This is a genomic window from Sulfitobacter sediminis (assembly GCF_040811725.1).
Classification (GTDB): Bacteria; Pseudomonadota; Alphaproteobacteria; order Rhodobacterales; family Rhodobacteraceae; genus Sulfitobacter; species Sulfitobacter sediminis.
This window is the reverse complement of sequence record NZ_JBFNXX010000120.1, coordinates 1-340: the sequence shown is the minus strand read 5'-3', so window position 1 is coordinate 340 and position 340 is coordinate 1. Positions and strand designations below refer to the sequence as shown.

Genomic DNA, 340 nt, shown 5'->3' with positions numbered 1-340 from the left:
TCTAGCAGGCTGCTGAAGAACTCTCCTCGACAGGCGCTTTAGCGCGTGATTCAAGCTTTTTGCCGAGGTTTGGAGGTTTCAGATGCGTGGATCGGACGAGAAGACCGGGTCTTTGTTCAGCTATGTCGATCTTGAGGATCGGATCCCAGCCAAGCACCCGCTACGTTTGATCCGGCGTATCGTGAATGACGCTTTGGCGGGGCTCAATGCAGATTTTGCCGCGCTCTATTCCGATGAAGGGCGTCCCTCGATTGCCCCTGAACGCGGCTTTGATGATGTGACCGCCCCCCGACGGCATCTATGTGCCAAGGTGGGTCTGCGATGATCCACAAAGGAGGAC

General features: G+C 56.2%; 1 pseudogene. It reads left to right on the top strand.

From position 1 onward, the window contains the following. Positions 1 to 82: 82 nt before the first annotated feature. Positions 83 to 265, top strand: a pseudogene (locus tag AB2B41_RS23410) (transposase); the annotation flags it as partial. Positions 266 to 340 lie beyond the last annotated feature (75 nt).